General features: G+C 45.4%; 15 protein-coding genes. 1 reads left to right on the forward strand and 14 read right to left on the reverse strand.

Features of this window, described 5'->3' with window-relative positions; translation table 11 throughout:
- The first annotated feature begins 552 nt into the window (after window positions 1-552).
- On the forward strand, window positions 553-2,577 hold the full coding sequence (locus tag AC27HD_RS12725; RefSeq protein ID WP_487106295.1) for a response regulator: 2,025 nt from the start codon (window positions 553-555) through the stop codon (window positions 2,575-2,577).
- Window positions 2,578-2,622: 45 nt separating this feature from the next.
- Here the strand turns inward: AC27HD_RS12725 and AC27HD_RS12730 are convergent, their stop codons facing one another.
- From AC27HD_RS12730 to AC27HD_RS12795, 14 genes are all read right to left on the reverse strand, one after another.
- The gene (locus tag AC27HD_RS12730) at window positions 2,623-2,952 is read right to left on the reverse strand and encodes a CCC motif membrane protein (RefSeq protein WP_487106297.1); all 330 of its coding nucleotides are present in this window, start codon (window positions 2,950-2,952) and stop codon (window positions 2,623-2,625) included.
- Between the two features lie 129 nt (window positions 2,953-3,081).
- The gene (locus AC27HD_RS12735; protein WP_235207736.1) at window positions 3,082-4,266 is read right to left on the reverse strand and encodes a purine nucleoside permease; all 1,185 of its coding nucleotides are present in this window, start codon (window positions 4,264-4,266) and stop codon (window positions 3,082-3,084) included.
- 340 nt (window positions 4,267-4,606) lie between these two features.
- Window positions 4,607-7,036, reverse strand: a complete 2,430-nt coding sequence (locus AC27HD_RS12740) for a TonB-dependent siderophore receptor (protein ID WP_032095085.1) — start codon at window positions 7,034-7,036, stop codon at window positions 4,607-4,609.
- Between the two features lie 237 nt (window positions 7,037-7,273).
- Window positions 7,274-8,716 (reverse strand): uracil-xanthine permease family protein, encoded by a 1,443-nt coding sequence (locus AC27HD_RS12745; RefSeq protein WP_487106299.1) that lies wholly within the window; start codon window positions 8,714-8,716, stop codon window positions 7,274-7,276.
- Window positions 8,717-9,033: 317 nt separating this feature from the next.
- Entirely contained in the window at window positions 9,034-9,399 is a 366-nt protein-coding gene (locus AC27HD_RS12750) for a cupin domain-containing protein (RefSeq protein ID WP_269520344.1), read from the reverse strand.
- 166 nt (window positions 9,400-9,565) lie between these two features.
- Window positions 9,566-10,801 carry an allantoate amidohydrolase gene (locus tag AC27HD_RS12755; protein ID WP_487106301.1) on the reverse strand — a complete coding sequence of 412 codons (1,236 nt, stop codon included), beginning with the start codon at window positions 10,799-10,801 and terminating at the stop codon, window positions 9,566-9,568.
- Window positions 10,794-12,056: a pyridoxal-phosphate-dependent aminotransferase family protein gene (locus AC27HD_RS12760; protein WP_487106303.1), complete on the reverse strand. Its 1,263-nt coding sequence runs from the start codon at window positions 12,054-12,056 to the stop codon at window positions 10,794-10,796. The genes AC27HD_RS12755 and AC27HD_RS12760 overlap by 8 nt, the downstream gene beginning before the upstream one ends.
- Before the next feature lie 12 nt (window positions 12,057-12,068).
- The gene (locus tag AC27HD_RS12765) at window positions 12,069-12,887 is read right to left on the reverse strand and encodes a sulfite exporter TauE/SafE family protein (RefSeq protein WP_487106305.1); all 819 of its coding nucleotides are present in this window, start codon (window positions 12,885-12,887) and stop codon (window positions 12,069-12,071) included.
- A gap of 242 nt (window positions 12,888-13,129) precedes the next feature.
- Complete coding sequence (locus AC27HD_RS12770; protein ID WP_487106307.1) at window positions 13,130-14,725, reverse strand: gamma-glutamyltransferase family protein; 1,596 nt, start codon at window positions 14,723-14,725, stop codon at window positions 13,130-13,132.
- A 156-nt stretch (window positions 14,726-14,881) separates the two neighbouring features.
- Window positions 14,882-16,108 carry an amidase gene (locus AC27HD_RS12775; RefSeq protein ID WP_487106309.1) on the reverse strand — a complete coding sequence of 409 codons (1,227 nt, stop codon included), beginning with the start codon at window positions 16,106-16,108 and terminating at the stop codon, window positions 14,882-14,884.
- A gap of 155 nt (window positions 16,109-16,263) precedes the next feature.
- Window positions 16,264-17,109 carry a MurR/RpiR family transcriptional regulator gene (locus AC27HD_RS12780; protein ID WP_487106311.1) on the reverse strand — a complete coding sequence of 282 codons (846 nt, stop codon included), beginning with the start codon at window positions 17,107-17,109 and terminating at the stop codon, window positions 16,264-16,266.
- 116 nt (window positions 17,110-17,225) lie between these two features.
- Complete coding sequence (locus AC27HD_RS12785) at window positions 17,226-18,356, reverse strand: DUF3080 family protein (RefSeq protein WP_487106313.1); 1,131 nt, start codon at window positions 18,354-18,356, stop codon at window positions 17,226-17,228.
- A 36-nt stretch (window positions 18,357-18,392) separates the two neighbouring features.
- Complete coding sequence (locus tag AC27HD_RS12790) at window positions 18,393-19,187, reverse strand: pteridine reductase (RefSeq protein WP_487106315.1); 795 nt, start codon at window positions 19,185-19,187, stop codon at window positions 18,393-18,395.
- Window positions 19,188-19,210: 23 nt separating this feature from the next.
- Window positions 19,211-20,104, reverse strand: coding sequence for a fructosamine kinase family protein (locus tag AC27HD_RS12795; protein WP_487106317.1), 894 nt, complete (start codon window positions 20,102-20,104; stop codon window positions 19,211-19,213).
- Between the last annotated feature and the right edge of the window lie 229 nt (window positions 20,105-20,333).

Consider the following 20,333-nt stretch of genomic DNA (forward strand, 5'->3'; position numbering starts at 1 on the left):
TTTCATCCAAGACTTCGTTTTCATCCAAAGCTCTGTTTTCACCCAAGACTTTGTCTTCACTAAAATGTTCCCGCCTGTGAATTAATGTAATAAGCTGTATTGCGCCATCTAAAAAGCATTATATCTATCCTATTGTTTAATATTCACGATGTGAATTTGCGGGTAATCTAGGGCGTGTTGACCTTTGCTGTACATTTTTGCAGCGGTCTGTGAGCTATTTAGACAAGGCGAACGGTTGAAGGTCTAGTGGGCTAAATCGAAACCATTTAACGCAGGATAAATAGCTCACAGGCGCTGCCCGAAGGGGGCGTTATGGAAGCATTTTACTCTTTGTCGCCGCTTTTTTTATTTGGGCCCTTTGACTTAGCCCACTAGGCCTACAGGACTGTTCCGCGATTAAAATGCTTCCATTTAGCCCAAAAATCGTACAGCAAAGGTCAGCACGCCCAGATTCAGGTATTAAATATTATTTGGTCACCTGACAAAGGACAATGTCATTGCGCGGATTTTTGCGTTGCGGGTGTTTAACGAGCGGTTTCAAGGTTTACTTAAATGATTTTTTACGACGAGCAATCTAATCTAAACGCATTGTTAGGGGAGCAGTTAAAAGAAACGTTCCAGCGAATTGTTAAAAGCGCAGCGAAAACAATGAATGTCTTTCAGTGCGCAATAGTGTGTTTAGATAAAGATACGGTAGAGATTGTTGCAAAAGCCTCATCAGCCCACGCACCCTCTTTTTCGGTTATCCCCTCATTTGCAGGTGACTTTTCGCCAAACAGCCGTTTTCCATTAGACAGTAATTTCCCTTCGTCCAGTATAGAGGCCACTATTGCATTTAAGCAGTGGGTAACAACCTACTTCGATGCGAATACGTTCATTCGCGGTAAAGCACACGTATTAGATGATAAATGCATTTTTGTTGTGGCAATAAACGTTGATCCCAAACGAAAGGATGACGCTGATAAGCTCTTGCTTCTTGATGAATGGTTAAGCACCGAACTGTCTAAATTTGATATCGAAAAGACAGAAAATAAACAAAATACCTTATATGAAAAACTTCAAAGCGTTGCCAATATCGGCACGTGGGAAGTTGAGTTTGCGACTAATATACTCACCTGGTCGTCTCAAACAAGAAAGATCCACGAAGTTGACAGTGACTTTGAACCCTCATTAGGTTCTGCCATCGAGTTTTATAGAGAAGGTTTCGACCGGGACGAAATATCTCGTATTGTGGCTCATACCGCAGAAACCGGTGAACCTTGGAGCTCTACCTTGAGGCTGGTTACTGCAAAGGGAAATACCGTATGGATTGAAACCCACGGTATGGCCGAAATGCAAAATGGCGAGTGCCTGCGATTATTTGGAACTTGCCAGAACGTGAATAAAGCAGTGGAACTGCGACTTGCATTAGACCAAAAGCGCAAAGAAGCAGAGGCCGTTGCAGCTGAGAAAGGCGCACTGCTTGCCAGAGTCAGCCACGAGTTGAAAACGCCATTAAACGGCATTGTCGGTATGCTAGAAGCGCTGAAGCACGAGCAGCATGATGGTCGACGCGAGAAAAAAGCAGACTTTGCCCTTCGCAGTGCCGACCGATTAGGTAGCCTAATTAATGATGTGGTGGATTATACTGCCATCATCAATCAGGACTTCACGCTAGAGACTACTCCGTTTTGTATAAAAGCGCTTCTTGATGACGTGGTAGGTATACTTGAAATGCGTTGCGAAGAGCGGGGCATAAGCTTTAATACGTCTCTAGAATTTGGGGCAGAAACCTACATTCAGGGTGATGCGGCGCGAATGGCACAAGTGGTCAAAAATGTTGCCTCATTTATCATCAAGCGCTCAGAGCTTAATGGCCTCACCATACACGTAGCCTTATTGCACAAAAAAGATAACGCGGTTTTTCACGCCTCTATTGAAGGTTCAGGGCCGGCAATGAGCGAACCTGCAATGCGGGAACTCTTTAAACCCCTTATGAGCGCCCCCCAGGAATCATCAGAATCGCGTAATGACAATGGTTTGGCATTATCCACGGCTAAGCAATTGGTAAGTAAAATGGAAGGTGAACTTACCGTTAGCTCAGTTGAACACCGGGGTACGTGTTTCGATATTGTTATGCCTGTTCAAGTTGTGCAAAACACCCATGATGTTATTGACTCAGAAGTCGTGTTCTCTTCAGATTTGTTGCGCACTACGATTAACGTGCTCATTGTTGACGACAACGATATTAACAGGCTTGTGCTGTCATCTATGTTTGAAGACTTTCAATTTGTTGTAGATATGGCTGAAAATGGGCAAATTGCGCTTGAGAAGGCTAGAGACAAGCAGTACGACCTCATATTGATGGACTTAGCCATGCCAGTGCTTGATGGCTATGGCGCAACTAGCGGGATCCTTGCTGAAAAGTTGCTGTCTGAAGTTGGTCGTATTGTAGCGGTAACCGCCCATACAGCACCTGATGATAAAAAAGCGTGTTTTGAGGCTGGAATGACTGGCTTCTTGAGCAAGCCAGTTGCCAAAAACGACGTGTTATCTCATGTGAAACAAACGCTAATTAGCAAATCGACTTTTGCCTAAATCGTTGTGTAAGCGGTTATTAGCTTAGAGGCTTCAGCCTTTAAGCTAGTAACCGCGACCGTTTTCTAACCCTTCATTCCACTTGCGAACAAATTCATCTGACCACGCATCCCAGCCGATAGTTGTCAGTGTCCAAATGGTAACGCCAAGAATGATCACATTGAGTACTAAACCAATAATGGCGATGATTTTTGCTTTGTTAACTTTACCAATGTTGTTGTATTCATTAGGGGCTTGCGCATAAGTCCGTTGAGACTTTATCGATAGGAGCAAAGCAGCAAGTGCCAACACCACAGTGAATCCACCGAAAATAAAAAGAAAACAGCTCAGCATGGCAAGCCAGTAGGTAAGGCCGCTATAGGGTAATTTGTTCATTTAGTGTCTCAACGATTATTATTGTCTTTCCTTGATGATTTATTTTTAATCGATCGATAGGGCAGTGTAAAGCGAAAAGTGGGCAAGGTGCTGCTTTCTTCTATCAGGACTATTACCGCAGGCTACAGCTTACTGCCTATCAAGCGATGGCGGTTCAGTCTTCACTTCATCCCAATGGTCAAGAATATAGTCGCTGAATTGGCTTCCCACTAAATAGGCTGATTCGATGGCACTTCTCATTGCTGCATACCCATCGCCAGAGCTTTCTGTTTCTAAATTTTCTGCGGCGGAAAGCCCTGGTGGTTGCATAGTAAAGTTACTAGCCGTACGCAATATGACTAAACGATTTTTGTCTACCAGACCTGCATTGTGTAAATAGGTCATACTCTGCAGTGTTGCCGAGTCTTCCATGCCTGACGTCATGAAGTTTCCCTTTGAACGAGTCCAGTAAGAAACCCAGTCATTAGCCCAGGTATTTAGCTTTTTGCCATGCCAAAACGTAGATGCTGATAGGTGAGAACCATAGGTAACAACAGGTTGTTGCAGCGCGTTGGGAAACCCTTGGTACTTAGAGCGCAATGCATCCATAGCAGGGGTATTAGGTAACTCGGTATTTTTAGTAAGAGAATATGCCCACTTTGCTAAGCTTTCGTTGAGCTGATAAACCTCGCCATTTGGGCTGTCTTCAACATTAACACTTTCGGCATTTGCGTATGGTGCGTGGGTGAATAGAGGAAAGTAACCCGTGTTCCAGCTATCCGGAATTTCCCGCGCATCAATGTGATGAGCAAGGTCGCCGTCTACCACATAGTCAGTCCAAACGGCACTGCCAATAGTGCTATCAAATGGGTCGATACCGGCAATGCCCGCCACTATCCAATACGCTTGTGATAAGTCAAAACGCTGGTCTAACCCTAACGCCATAATGGCAGCAGACGCTCTGGCAATACCCATTCCTGTTACAATACCAATCATGCCTTTTTGTTCATTTGCGAACACATCATGATGAGCATGGGGCATAGGGTAAACCGTATCTAATGACTCCCGTTCACGCCAAAGCTGGAACTCTCCCGGAGCGTCACCCGTGTCCTCGCCAATTTCAAACATGCTTACAACGACCACTTTTACCTTCAACTTCGTTTGTTCATGAGCCGGTGCTGCTGTAGAACTCGATGATGTCAACGATACAGAATTAGCTTGGGAGTTTGTGTCCTGTGCAAATGATGAAAAGCTCATTGCGCTTAAGATGCTCACAGCAATTGAAACGCTCAATGACAAAGTGGGCCGCAATAGGGATAAAACGCGTAAATACATAAATAAATGTCTCCAATAAAAAAGGTAAACCCAGAGAACTGGGTTTATACCAGTCCGCATAGATAATTATCCACTCAGCGAGACTTAAAATGTTCGGAATCGCGGCGTGTTACCGCAGGTGCAGTTGTTCTACATCAAGGTGACACAACAAAGAGTACGGGCATTTTAAACTCGCCCTTCGGGAAGGTCTGGCAAATTCCCCAGCGTCATTCTGGGAATTTGAAAGGGAACAGCCATTCCTGCATTCCCATGCTTTGCTAGGAAACTTGCCAGTGCCTTCTGAGTGGGCAATTATCTATGCGAACTGGTATCACCTTGGCTTGTCGCTTGAATAACAGGATTAAAATTTATAAGCGAAAGTAGCGTTCCAGTGACGTGGTAATTCCGGCAATACAATTTGACTACCAAACAAGTCCGGGAAGTTAGCACGGAAATAACGTTCATCGGTTAAGTTCTTAACCGTCACATTAACCGTCCAATCTTCAGCTTCATAAGACAGACCAGCATTCACTAAGGTGTAAGCAGGAAGTGTAACGGCAGCAGAAAAGCCAGAGGCAACCTCTTCTACATCAACAACACTTACATTGGCTGCGTATCCATTCTGGAAGTCGTATGTGGCCGTCAGGGTATAAATATTTTCAGGAATACCCGCCTTACGACCGTCTGAATTGGCAAATCCTTCACCAATAAGATTAAGCCCAATAACATTTCCGCCAAACACGAGAGACGGATCCGTAAGGTTGACCAAATCTTCAGCGCCCAAGAAACCAAACTGATTGCCGTTACTTAATGCAGTAAGGTTAATTACTTCAATGTTAGTGTAGCCTGCTGAAACCACAAGGTTTTCGTTAACCACCCAGCGAAGCTCAAACTCAATGCCTTCGTTATTAGTCGTGTTGTTGGTGACAACATTTTGCGTGTTGAAATCGGTACGCTCTTGCTCAAAGGCAGATAGGGCAAAGTAAAGGGTGTCGTCTAATAGCGAGCCTTTAACACCGTACTCAATAAGTTCTGAAGTATCAAAAGCACCGCTAGAACCGGGTTGGTTTAACTGGCCTACACCAATCTCTGCACCTTGACCGGCAACAAGCGTTGCCTGTTCGGCAGCGGTGAAGTAAGGAATAAGGCCAAAATCGAACTCGTAGGAAATACTGGCATTCCAAGACCAACCGTCTACAGTTTCTTCTGCGTAAACCGGCGTCTCATCACCCGTAGCAAAAAGTAGTAAATCGCTGCGAGAAGTACTTTCAATGTCTATGGTGTCGTAACGTAAACCTAAAACGAGGTTAAGCCCCCAATCCCATGTTAAATCGGTCATGGCAGCGATGCCTAAATCTAGGTAGTTACCTACATCGTAGTTATCGTAATTTTTACCAGAGCGAGTTGACAATAAGCGGCGGTCTAATGGCGATGACGCCATAGTGAGGTCGCGGCGGTTAAAGTACTCAAACGTAAAGTCATCACCGTGTTCAAAGTCGGTGTAGCGTATAGATGGCGAGAATTGGAACTGCGCGAGTAAACTGTCTTTTTCGTATTCGGTAGCGAAAATGAGCTTATCTTCTACTACCCAGCTTTCATGAAACTGAGAAAATCCATAGGCGTTTTCATTGATGTTATCGTAATAATCGTAGAAAAGCTGGTTGCGAATTTCCCACTCATCAGCGTAAAAAATGGTATCAAAATAAAGGGTAATAGCTTCGTTACCGAGCTGATCATCAGGTGCAACAAGCACTTGGTTACCGCTTAATGTTGTTGTGCCCACATTTTGAAGCTTCATTAAGTCGGTTGCTTCATCGTCGGTAAATGCTGCGCCGGGCACATAGAAAAAGCTATTGCCCGCAATGTTAACAGCACCATATTCTTCATGGCTTATTTGTCCGTCACCATCGGTATCTAATGGCAGTGCTGTACCGGTAATGTAGGTTCCGTCGTCAACGAGGTCTTGAGTTAAACGGTTCCAACCAGCCACCTGGTTACCGTCAAAGTCATGATACATTCCACCGAACTCAAAGCGCAGGTTATCGGTAATATCGATATTGAACGAGGCTTGTAAAATGGTTTGGTCGGTTTGCGTATTGTCGTAGTAGCTATCTGAGTTTTCTACTTCGCCGTAAAGATAGTAACCCATTTCTTTACCACCCACCTCAGCAGGGCCGCCCACTTCAGCGGTAAGAATACTCTTATCCCACGAACCTGCGGTGTAAGAAAGTCTACCTGTAGGAGAATCTAAGTATTGACCGGACGATGCGCGAGCAGATTTAGGGTTAAAGTTAAGGTAACCCCCAATCTTAGATGGGCCGTAAATAGGAGACGCGGGGCCACGTACAATATCTATTCGGCTAGATGCACCAATAGGGGTAGGGTAGTTGCCTGGGTTATCAAGACGCTTAACCCCTCTAAAATAGTTTTCACCTGGCGTTCCTCGAACATCCAAAGAGCCTGCCACACCAAAGAAAGATTGTGTAAATGTACCCGGTGCAAAGGCAACCAGTTCGTCTATATCCGTGACGTTAAATCGTTCCATTTGCTCTTGTGAAATGGTTGAAGCAGAGCGAGGGGTCTCCAAGATAGACTTTCCGAACCCAAAAACAGATTCAACGTCTTGCCCTGGTAAGCTGCCCAGCGAGCCTGTTACTTCAATTTTTTCAACATCAGCTTCTTTAGGCGTTTCCTCTTGCGCAATCGCACTTGTAGATATTGATGCCATAGCACCAATACCTACAATGAGAGCCCGAGATAGGGGGGATAGAGCGAACGTAGTGTGTTTCATGGCTTCCTCTTTTTATTTTATTTAGCTCTTTTGTGGAGCTTTTTTAACGCTGTTCTTGCTTGCTGCACAACATAATGCATAAAAACTAAAGAGCAGAAAAAGTGCCAACTTCCTGTCCACTTAGTCTGTATTTTTGAAATATTTAACGTGTTGATAAATATGGGCTTATTTTCGATCCTCGATAAATATAATGTTATATTTATGTAACGCTTTTTCTACATGATATCGAGCGCACCATTAATGGGAGTTTTGCCCGCTATTTGCACCAATAAGTGCTGCCCGATTTTCATGTGCAACTGGCTGATTTTCATCGCTCTTTGAAAGGTCATCACGCCCTAATACAGATGAATCTGTATCAGTCATTTTGGGCAGGGTTAAATCTAAGGCTATTGCGGTTAATCCCGCGGAGGTGACAGGAGAGGACAGTACGTTTTTAAGCCACACGGGCAATTGGGATAGCGCTTCGGGAACCATCATTACGCCAATAGCCATACCAAGTGAGCAAGCGGTTACCAAACTACTTCGTCTATCTAACGCGTGACTGGCTAATAGCTTAAGCCCGCCAACCGCAACCATGGCAAACATAACCAGTGTTGCTCCTCCTAATACAGGCTTTGGAATGGCTTGAAGTATGCCGCCAACAACAGGAAAAAAACCTACAGCAACAAACAGACCAGCCACATAAAACCCTACCTTTCTGCTGGCGATCCCGGTTAGTTGAATAACCCCATTATTTTGACCAAATGTAGTATTTGGGAATGTGTTAAATGTGCCTGCTAGCAGTGAGTTTATGCCGTCACCGAGTATCCCACCCTTAATTCGAGAAAGGTAAAGCGGCCCGCTAGTCGGTTGCTTACAAAAAAGACTATTGGCAGTGAGATCGCCCGCGGTTTCGATAGCACTAAAGAGATAAATGAGTGCGATAGGCAAAAACAGTGAAATGTCGAAGTCGATACCAAATGCGAAGGGTTGTGGAATGGCGATAACCGGCAGAACCGATAAATGTTGAAGGTTTATGCCGCCGGTGAAGGCAACATAGATAGTGCCCAAAAACATACCGATAAAAATAGCTGACAATCTAAGCCAATGATTAGACGAGGCGTTTAAAAAAACAATAACAAGTAAGACGGCAACACCAGTTCCCAAATTTGACACATCAGCAAACCCTTCTGCATTAAAACCACCTGCCAAGTCTGTCATACCCACGTTGATTAATGACAACCCAATTGCCGTTATGACAATACCCGTGGTGAGTGGCGTGATAATGCGCTTTAGCTGGGCAATGAATAGGCTAAATACAATTTCAACCACAGCACCGGCCATGGTAAGTCCGAACAAAAGGGCAAGAATATTCTCAGGCGAGCCGCCATTATTTTTCACTTGGTTGCCAGCAAGTAACAGGGCGCTGATAAATGTAAAACTAGTTCCCTGAATAGCCACGAGACCGCTGCCAATAGGGCCAATTCGTTTGGTTTGAACTGCGGTACCAATACCACTTACAAACAAAGCCATGCTAATGAGATAAGGAGTGTATTCTGCTAACTCTAATGTTGAAGCGATAATAAGCGTAGGTGTAATTACGCCTACAAAGCTGGCTAACATATGTTGAAAGGCAGCGATAAGTGACGTGAGTGCACTAGGCTTGTCGTGAAGATTAAAAAGTAGATCGCTATTGTGCATTATATTTCCAAATGAATCGTGCTTTGTACTCGCGCTTCGTACTCGTGCTTCGTGCTCAAGAGCGAGCAACAAAAAGCGAGCAACAAAAAGTAAGCAGAATAAAAAGTAAATAAAGCAATTAGCTGACCAATTGGTCATTGTTATTCTCGAATTCAGTTTTATTTAAGTGACTGAAAAATAAATATAAAAATAAGATGTGAGAAGTGAAGTGAAAACAGAGAGGGAAATGTGCACTTTAGCTGTGCAACTGAGTGGTAATAGTGCAAAAAAAATGACCCTAAGGTCATTGTAAAAGTGTCTGTATTAGGTCGAACATCTCAAAACGTAGTGTCATCGTCTAGGGTGACAAAGATAGAATGCCGTACTTCATTGAATAACGCTTTTGAGCAATGCCCTTGTCCTTCGGTATCCTCAAGAAGCAAGACATCACCTGCACCTAACACTTTACTCTCGCCATTTGAAACGGTGAATTCAGCGCGACCTTTAATGATAAACAATAGCTGTCGGGCGGGGGCAGGGTGCCATTTAAAATCATAGTCGGCAGGCGTTTCTCTAAATATTATTTTATCAACCCCAAACTTTTCAGAAAGTAGCCCAATGGGGCCACCGTCTTTAAGGTCGATATGGGCTTCACCAAAGTGGCTTTTCCCTTCATCATCGTTATAAATTCTGCTTATTTTCATTAGCCCTTTCCCTTTTATCTTTTGAACTATTAATTTCTATTTTAGAAGCTTGTGAGCGCTGCAACTCTGAAGTCCGAAGCCCGGTTCCTAAGAACAGCTCTGAAGAACAGCTCTGAAGAACATCTATGAAGCACAGCACTGAAGTGCACAAGCGCCAGTGGGGGCGCTAGACATGCTGAAGATTCTCGATGCTTTTGAATAACACCGATAAACTTGCTTCTACGTCACTTTCCTTTATTGACTCGCCAGGGTGATGGCTAATGCCACCTTTACAGCGCGTAAATAGCATAGCCACTGGGCATATATCAGCCATTGCCATAGCGTCATGCCCCGCGCCGGATGCCAATATTCTTGGCTTTATGTCGCTCAATTCTACCCCACGCACTAAGGCTTGCTTTAGGTCTTCGTCGCACTGCACTGCAGGAGCCGCGTGAGTTTGCTCTACACTTAGCTTTACATTACGCTTCGCGCCAATCTCGCCAAATTGTTGCATTATTTCTGCCAACGCCGCGTCTCGCAATGCGTCATCTTCACTTCTTACGTCCAGTGAAAAACGGGTTTTACCCGATATCACGTTTACGCCGTTTGGCATATTATCTATCTTGCCCACGGTTGCGACAACACCTGGTCGCTGATGACTTGTGCGCTCTACCGCCAATATCATTTCTGCGCTGGCAGCAAGGGCATCGTAGCGCATAGACATAGGTACGGTTCCAGCGTGACCGGCCATTCCCTCAATGGTAACAGTAAAACGCTTTGCGCCGGCAATGGCACTCACCACGCCTACAGGCAGATTTTCTTGTTCAAGAACCGGGCCTTGCTCTATGTGAAGTTCTAAATAGCCCAATATATCAGTAGGTGAAATACTGGCGCTGGACACTTCATCAAAATGAAGTCCAAATTGCTCCATTGCTTCGGCCAAACTCATGCCGTTTTCATCTTTTAAATGACGCCAACTATCTTGCCAATTTCCTGTCAGGGCGCGACTGCCTAAAAGCGTTGTGCCAAAGCGTGTGCCTTCCTCATCGCAAAAGCCCACAATATCAATGTGAAAAGGAAATTTGCGCTGTAGACCGTCGAACATGGCAACCATTGAAATAGCGGCAATCACACCCAGCATACCGTCGTATTTTCCGCCGTTTGGTACGGTATCTAAATGGCTGCCTAAAATAAGGCGAGGGGCATTCGGCACTGTTGACGTATAGCGGCCCCAAATATTGCCAACGGCGTCTTGCCAGGTTGTCATTCCCGCTTCAATCATCCAACCAGAAGCGAGCTGATTGGCAAGCCTGTGTTGCTCACTGAGGTAGCGCCTATCTAGGCAGTTGGGATTTTGACTTAGTGTGCCTAGTATTTCACATCGCGCCATTACCTGTGTAGCTAGTTCAGCGAACTCACTCATTCGCGCTACCCGCCTTGTTAACTGCATTCTTCGCTTGGGTATATACGCTAAGTGCGGCTTCAACGCCCGCACCAGCAGGGCAGTGATGCCCCTGCATGCGAAGTACGGTTTCTAGTGACTGCAAAGTATGAAGCACGGCGTCTTCGCGGGCGTTGTAACCCATAGTACCAATACGCCAAATTTTCCCTTTTAATGGCCCAAAGCTGGTGCCAATTTCAATGTTAAAACGCAGCAATAGGGTTTCTCGAACCTCTTCACCTTCAACATCATCTGGAATATACACACCTACCACGTTGTACATCTTGTGCTTTAAATCGCCAAAAGGCGCAAGCCCCATTGCTTGAATGCCCGCAAGCATGGCGTCGCCAGCCACTTTATGACGTGCAATAACCTGTTGCTGCCCCTCTTCCAAGTGCACTCGTGCGCATTCTCTTGCGCAGTACAGCATGCTGGCGGCTTCTGTGTGATGATTGAGGCGCTCATCACCCCAATAATCCATGATCATTGGCAAGTCGAAGTAGTTAGAGCGAATTTTAGGGCCTGTTGCCGCCTGGTGGTGGGCATCGCGAATGCCCGCTTCAACGTGATGACGAGTGCGAACGGTTTTGACAAACTTATCGCTAAGGGTAATAGGCGCACTGCCAGATGGGCCGCCTAAACACTTTTGTAGTCCCACTGATACTGCATCCAGTTTCCAAGCGTCTACCTCTAGCGGGTTTCCGCCAATTGAGGCAGTGGCGTCACAGTAAAAAAGCACGTCGTGGGCTTCACAAATTGCGCCAATATCAGCCAGAGGCTGCAGCATGGTGGTGGAAGTATCACCTTGCACAGTGGCAAGCAATTTGGGTTTAACCGCTTTAATTGCCGTTTCTATTTGTTCAGGGGTAAAGACTTCTCCCCATGGCACTTCAATAGTATGTACTTCGGCATCGGCACGTTCAGCAATCTCAGCCAGTAGATGGCCAAAGCGGCCAAAGATAGGAATAAGTACTTTATCACCGGGCTCAATAGCCGACACAAGCACGGCTTCAATACCTGCACGTGAGGTGCCGTCTACCAAAAACGTCTGCTGATTTTTGGTATTAAACACATCGCGATACAAGGCCATGGTTTCGTTCATGTAGCCTGTCATTACAGGGTCGTATTGGCCCACCAGCTGTGTTGCCATTGCCGATAGCACCCGCGGGTAACAGTTAATGGGCCCTGGACCCATAAGAAGGCGAGGTGGAGGAGAAAGCGGTGTAAAACCTTGCATAAAAGAAAACTCCTAAATGAGTACCTGCGCAAGCATGCGCAGGCCTGTAATGATAAGAACGACGGCAAATATTTTTTTGAGCAGTCCAGCATCTAGCTTGCTGGCAATGTTTGCACCAATAGGCGCTAAAAGAACGGTAAGTGGCACAATACAGGCAAATCCAAGCAGGTTAACGTAACCGTAGGTTGCAAATGGTGCATCAGGTGGTGTTGTGCCCACAAACAGCAGCGTAATAGCCGCTGGCAATGAAATGATCAGCCCCACAGCGGCGGCAGTGCCCACGGCCTTGTGCGCGGGGTAATTACAAAAGGTAAGGGTTGGTACGGTAAGTGTTCCACCGCCAATGCCCACCATAGAGCTAAATAAGCCGATGCAGGTGGCCATGACCGATTGCCCGCCCTTATTTGGTAGGCTGTTGAACAAGGCTTCTTTTCGGCCAATTAGCATGTTTATGGCCGATAACGTGGCGATAACGCCAAACATTAGCGTTAATAACGTGGGGTTAACTGCGGTAACGGCATAGCTTCCCACAAGAACACCAACAAGTATAAACAGCGCCCATGATTTAAGTAGGGCAAAGTCTACATTGCCCTTGCCATGGTGGGCTTTAATTGAGCTCAGCGAGGTGGGCACTATGGTGGCTAACGAGGTAGCGGTAGCAATAACCATGGCGCTTTCTGAGGATACACCAAGTGCCTGAAACAAGAAAAAGAGTACAGGCACAATAACGATGCCGCCCCCAACGCCGAGCAACCCTGCTAGCAATCCGGCAAAAACGCCGGTGCCAATTAACGATAAAATTACCGTTATGTTATCCATTAAAAACTGCATGTTTGTGTTATCTCTTATTAATCTAAATTTTATGCGCTAAAGCCGATGTGCGTTTGTCGCTGCGCTATAACGGGTCTTGTAGATGACCAGGTAAAAGGCCAGGTAAATAACTGGGTAAAAGGCCAAATAAAGGAGTCTTTATTAAAAGCCCGCACAACAAGCCGCTATTATTAACGGCCTTGAAAAACGGAATTAAGTAGCGGTTATAAATAACTGCTAAAAATAACCGCTAACACTAACTGCTACAAATTGCCCAGATAGACTTTGCCGTCGCTGCGCGGATCGCTTGCCCCAGTAACATCACCTGTTTCTTGGCGAATAATAGCGCCAGCATGGCCCATTAATTCATTGCAAGGGTCTACGGTTACTAAGTCGTGGCCGCGAGCCACTAAACTTTCACCTACGTATTCAACAAGGTCACGCTCGGCTTTTAAATTATGGCTTTCATCACCCCAGGTGCGGCCTAATAACCATCGACCCAGCCAGATCGCTTTGTCGATGGGCTGATTGTGATACACATGGCGGGCAAAAAGCGCGGCTTGAGTTTGTGGCTGACCTTCACCGCCCATAGTGCCGTAACTCATACGGCGACCGTCGCTAAGCTCTGCAAACGCAGGGTTTAAGGTATGAAATGGCTTCAGCCCTGGCGCTAAATATTGATTGCTAGAGGAGTCGAGCGAAAATGACGTTCCGCGGTTATTCCACACAATGCCGGTTTGCGGGCTCACAATGCCTGAACCAAACTCCCAATAAAGCGACTGTATGTAGCTCACCATGCGGCCTTCACTATCACAGCAACCCATCCAGATTGTATCTCCAAGCTTAGCCACATGAGGCCAAGGTTGTGCTGTATCTAACGAAATATGTTGTGCCATTTCATTTAATGACTCGTCTGTAAGTAGCTGTTGTAAATCAACTGGCGTTCGAGATGGGTCGGTCACATTGTTGTTGCGTGCAATAAACGCTTGCTTGGTACATTCGATAAGTAGGTGCACCATGTCAGCATCGCTGCTGCCCAAGTGCTGTACTTTATCGTAAAGCGCTAAAATAATAAGCGATGCCACACCTTGGGTTGGAGCCGGTAAATTATAGAGTTTACCTTTTGACGTAGTAACGTGAAGTGGAGTTACCCGCTGCGCCTTATAGTTCTCAAAGTCTTCTAAGCGAATAGGAGAGCCTGCTGCTTCTAAATCAGCGGCTAACTTCTGCGCCAACTCACCGTGATAAAAGTCGTCTAGACCTTTTTCTGCCAAATGAGCGAGGGTTTTTGATAAGGCCGTTAGCTTAAGGATTTTTCCCTTTTTAAGTGGCTTACCTTTAATTAAAAACTGATCAAAATTTTCATCACCGGCGAGGTCATCAAAGGTTTTGTTACTTGCATCAGTTAAGCTTTGGGTAACTTCAATTCCCCAGTTAGCTTGGCTTATGGCTGTATCTAGTAAAGTAGTAAGCGGAAGGCCTTCTTTGCCTTCTTTGCCATCGCGCCACTCTTTACTTATCTTTAGTGCTTCGCTCCAGCCAGCTACTGCGCCTGCCATTGTGAGCGCAGACATACCGCCGCGACTTGGAATAGCATCATAGTCTTTGTAAAAGGAGGGGGTGGCACCTTTTGCTGCAACACCTGACGCATCAATACCCACCGGCGCTTTACCCGGCTCGCTGATAAGCCAAAAGCCGTCACCGCCAAGGCCGTTCATATGGGGGTATTCCACAGCAATGGACGCTGCTGCAGCAACCATAGCTTCAATGGCCGTGCCGCCTTTTTCCAAAATATTCAAACCTACCTGGGATGCCGCAAAGTGCGGGGCGGTAAATGCAATATTAGATTTTTTTGTCATCATTCTTTCCTTTGATTTCAGGCATCGCGTGCTTCGACATTCACATAGTGAGTTTTTTATTGTGCATGCACTTGTTGCTATGTGTTGTAGCTGTTGTGTTAGCAAAGTGAGTTTTTATGGAGTAATGCTTGTGCTAACGCTTTTCTAATTGTTTCGCTAATGGCTCTCTAATCTCCTAGCTAACGCTAGGAGCGCAAGGTCGTTGCCTTTTTTGCCTACAAACGATAATCCGCAGGGTGCATTGTTTAGCGTAAATAACGGCAAATGAAGCTGTGGTAACCCGGCTAGCCCTGCAAGAGAGGTTAACGCGAGTAGTGAATTTCTATCATTTGCCAATGTGGTACTGTCGGCATCACATCGAGGTGCAATGCCTGGCGTAGTGGGTATTACCAATACATCGATATCTTGAAACAGTACTTCAAGGTGTGTAACAAGGTTGTGTTGCTGCAGTTTTGCAAAGGCCACTTGCTCGGCCGTTATGGTTTTACACCACAACAAGCGAGACATAATATCTTCTGCAATATCTGGCTTTTCTTCTTCTATCCACTGTCCGTGCTGCTGCCAAATTTCATTGCCTTGCAATACTCTAAATGTGGCAGCGGTATTCATAGCAGCTAGGTCGAACTTGTCAGAAAAGATATCCTTGGTGTTAACGTGTGGACGAAGGTTTTCTTCTATCCATGCACTGCATTGCTCTTTGTGAAGGGCACTGTCAAATAAATTGTGGGCAATACCAAAGCGAGGCTCGCCTGTAATATCGCGTTGGGTGTGTGCTGGAATACACACTTCGCTTACCAATTCGAAGGTGCCTAAGTCTCTCGTCATCCAGCCCACGGTATCAAAAGAGGGCGCTAAGGCCACCATATTATCGCATTCAATAATGCCATGGGTTGTTCTCATGCCCCACAGCCCTTGATAACTGGCAGGAACTCGAATAGAGCCGCCGGTGTCGGTGCCTAAACCGATGTCTGCTAGTCTGCTGCTAACCGCGACGGTAGAGCCAGATGATGATCCGCCGGGAATATGCTCGGGAGCCGCAGGGTTGGTAAGCACAGGAAAGTGCTTGTTTTGCCCGTGTAGGCTATAGGCAAGCTCATCGGTAATTGTTTTACCTTTGAACACTGCACCAGCGTTTAGCAGTGCCTTAACTGTGCTGTTCGTCTCAATTGCATTATTTTTATGAGCATTTACATGCGACTTCAAATAGTCAGGATTGCCTGCACCTGTTGGCAGGTTAGCCATATGAAATAAGTCTTTCACCGCCAGCCCTAAATGTTCAAGGGGACCCTCAGAGGAACCCTTTAGGGCAAACTGGGATATTTCTTCATTAATAAGTGGCGTTAATACAAAAGGAGAGTTCACTGCGTGTTTCGTTATAGTCATTATAATTTTTCAATACCCTATGAAACAATCGTTTCAAAATAATGTCAAGAGAAACAATTGTTCCTTCAGCGCTGAATGAAATGCGATAGAGAAAAAGCGAGTGATAAAAAAGGGAGAGCTAAAAAGCTTTTAGCGTAAACAATAGAGAGCTTGTCCTAGCGCTCGGAGTCTTCTAATTCATCCATTTGCTTGTAAATTTCAGTAATGGCATCAACCCGCTTAGAGGCCGTTAAGCCAAGTTTGGTATACGTTAAGTTACACAGCGTAGCAACTAGGCTCATTGGTGCAGCGTAGCTGTCAAAGGGGGCATCACTGCCGATATGCGATACCAAAAGGTGGTCGACAAGGCGTTTATAGCCCTGACCGGTGGGATCGGTAATTAACACGGTTTTACAGTGCTTGATGTTTTCGAGCACAAACTTAAATTGGCGAGTGCGACGGCGAAAGCCAAACAAAACCACCACATCTTTATCAGTAAGGTCGATAATATCTTCACTGAGTGTCTGTCCGGGCTGAGGAAGCACTCGAACCGACGCTCGTATTTGCTTTAACTGTTGGCGAAAGTGAAGGGCAATAGGGTAGGCGTTTCTAAACCCAATCAGTGTTACTTGCCCAGCATTGGCCAGCAATGTAGCAATAGAGTTTAGCTCTTCAACAGCTATACCATCAAAACTTGCCGCTAGGTTTTGTACTTCACTATCAAAATGGTGTTTTTCATTATTGTCTGAGGCAATAGGCACGCCCTGTTCCCGCAGTGTGGTGAGTGAGGCTCTTGCTTGCTGGTGGGATTCAAAGCCAACCTGGCGAAAGAACCGGCTTACCGTGGCCTTAGATGTACCTACATTTTCCGCAATCAGGGATGTTGACTGCGATAGCACTGCAATTGGATTTTTTTGAAGGTAGTGCGCTATTGCCTTGCCCGCAGGAGACAGCGTTGAATAATGCTGTGCTATTTGCTCTAAAACGTCGTTTGGGCTTTTATCCGCTCTTTTTTTAGTCATGGTCTTTTTTGTAACAGCTCATCAGCGCTAACGCTATTTTCAGAACTAGTGATTTGATAAGAGTATTCCACGATTCCAATTGCTTATGCAATTTATTACAGAATGTGACGGTACATTTACGCCACCGGTGATAAATTACAGCGACCTAAAAACTGCTGCCACATAGAAACATGTTCCTGCATGGCATTGCTGTAGGTAGCAAATCCTATGCTAGCTTGTTGGTTAATATAACGCTTAAATGAACTGTGAAGCGCCGGGTTGTCTTGCCACTTTTCCCACAACGGCATTAGTTTGTAGTGGTAGTTGTTTACCAAACTGCCCACGGGCTGAATTTCTTCAATAAAAAACAAATAAAACACATTACGAAGAATTTTAGCGGTATCACTTGCGCGACCCTCTGGGCAAGCGATGGCATTGAGTTGAGGGGCAAGAGACTCTGTGAGCTTTGGTAAAGTAGTGGCAAGGGTTTGCTGCGTTTGCCATAAACTCGCCGGCAGTCGCGAAGAAAGAATTATCTTTAGCTGTGCTTCTAACTCGCTGCTATCAATACTTTTGCTTAACGCCGCGGGGGCTAATAGCTCATCCAGAAAATATAAGCTATTAATACTGGCTAACGCATCCTTGTTGTTCTCAGTGGCAAGGAGGCGCTCAGGGCTATTTAAACCTAGGCGCAACTCTTTGCTGGTTTGAATAAGGTTAGCCCAGCTTTGCGTGTAGTCAGCCTCTTTTGCTTCTTTCCAAGCGGCCAGCGTATCGGCTAGCTTTGTGTCAGTTTCTCTCAGTGAGTTTTCACAGGCTGAAAATACAGACAGCAGCTTACTTTCATACACTAAGCGCTGAGATGGCAACTGGCTTTTGCCGAGGGACGTATTGCGTTCGGCAACAACTCGTCCTAACTCGCAGTCTAATATGGCATAAAACTCTCGTAAGTTTATGCTCAACCCTTCAATGTTGTACTTTAATTGCGAGCCGTCTGTCAGTTTTGGCAACGGTTTCACAACCGTCTCCGGTAATGGAGTGTCTAATACTCGAGAAAGCCTGCCCTGATAATTATCAAGGCTATCTTTTACCGTTTCTTGCCCAAAACACCCCGATAGCAAAATGATGGCGATTGCAGCGAACACGTACCGCGAAGCCGTTGCGAATGTTGGCGTGTAAGGCAAATCGCGTGTAAAAAGCATAGCGCGTGTAAAAGGCATAGCGCGTGTAAAAGGCATAGCGAATGTAAAACGTTGAAACTTCATCATAGATTGTGCGTCTCTTTTTAATTGAGCTCTTTCGCTTTATATTTCAGCGCTGGTATAAAGGCTTCGGCCGCCATCTACATAGATAATTTGCCCTGTTATATAAGGCGCAGAAACAAGAAACATCAGCGTTTCTGCAATATCTTCTGGGTTTCCAAGTTGGCGAAGTGGAACGCTGTCGAGTAAACGCTTTTTGTCTTGTTCGTTCATCTCCCGCTCTGGCCAAAGTATAGCGCCGGGGGCAATACCGTTTACTCTCACCTCTGGTGCAAGGTCTATCGCCATAGAGCGCGTGAGTGATGCTAACCCTGCTTTTGCCAATAAATACACGCTGTGTTTAGGCAACGGTCTATCAATGTGCATATCTATCATATTGATAACGCAGCCTTTACTGTTTGTCAGTGCTGGCGTTAATGCTTGAGACAAAAACAACGGGCCTTTTACATTGCTACCCACTAATGACGACCAGTCGTCTTCGGTAATTTCGCCGAGGGGCGTGGGATAAAAACTCGATGCATTGTTAACCAGTAAGTCTAATCGTCCCCAGATAGCCAATGACTGCTCAGCTAAGCTTTGTACGCTATCTTTGTCGCATAGATCGCCCTGAAGGCAGGCAGCAGAATTTTCGCGAGATTGATTGAGTTCGTTAACTAAGGCATTTGCCTCATTTGAAGACGTGGAGAAATGAATGATGACTGCATATCCACTTGCGTGAAGTCGACGAGCTATTGTCGCGCCGATGCGCTTTGCAGCGCCGGTTACCAATACGACAGGCGTTACGCTTTCCTTGTTAACATTGTTGGCTGCAAACGCATTAAGGCCGTTGTCTTCCATAAAAACTCACTTTTGTATTTACGCTATGCGTATTTCGTACGCTGGATATCGTTAATAATGTCTTTTGCTTGAACGATATAATGAGCGCCGAATAATAACCCGTGGTTTAAAATATGGTAAAGCTGATAGATTGGTTTTCTTTGAATGTAATTTTTTTCAATAGGGGAGGTATTGTTATAGCCTTTAAAAAAAATATCGGGGAAGCCACCAAACAACTCGGCCATGGCCAGATCTGTTTCTGCATCACCCACATATACAGCAGGGTCGTAAATTACCGGGCCTTTCGCAGTAAAGCCTATATTGCCCTGCCACAAGTCTCCATGCAGTAGCGAAGGGTGGGGCTGGTGTAAGCTAAGCACATTGCGAGCGTATTCAACAATATCATCGGCATTACCATCACTTTTTTGCCATACATTGCTGGCAATTAAGCGCTCAAGCATGCTTCCTATTCGCCGTTCAGCAAAAAAATCTGCCCAAGACGCCGTGCGTCCATTGGTTTGAATACTTAAACCAATAAAATTATCGTGTGGCCAGCCATAGCTCGTATAGGCATTTACGCTATGCAGCTGCGCAAGTTTTTCTCCCATCACAAAATAGCTGTTCAAATCAGGCGTAACAAAACGGCAGTGGCATAACACTAAATATTCCATATTGGGTGTTTCGTTTTTGGTAACTCCGTGGCAGATAACCTTGGGCACCAAAATTGTGTTGGTTTGTGATAGCGCTTCTAACCCTTCAGCCTCATGAAATAGTTGCTGGGTATCATCGTACAGCCGTGTTTTAACAAAGTATCGATGGCTTTCATCCTTGATAATAAAGCATGCGTGAGTATGGCCACCTGTTACGGGCTCTGCGCGCTGGCAATTAAAAAATTGACCTGTTGCTTCAGAAATATGTTCGCTGATGAAATGCCACATAACATACCTGTGGTTAAATTTTGAACAGAGTTAAAGTATGGAGCAAATCAAAAAAAATGCACGGTTAATGGCAAGTGTCTTTAAGGAAATGCATTTAAATTAAGCGATTGAATGTCAATTAGTTGATGAAACCTGCTTTCATCATTGAAGTTGTGCATACACTCGTTATAATCGCCCATCGAAAACATATTAATAATTCAACGTTGTGCATTATTTTTGTACTTTGTTT

This window comes from Alteromonas sp. 4NS20-0143, from assembly GCF_057542855.1.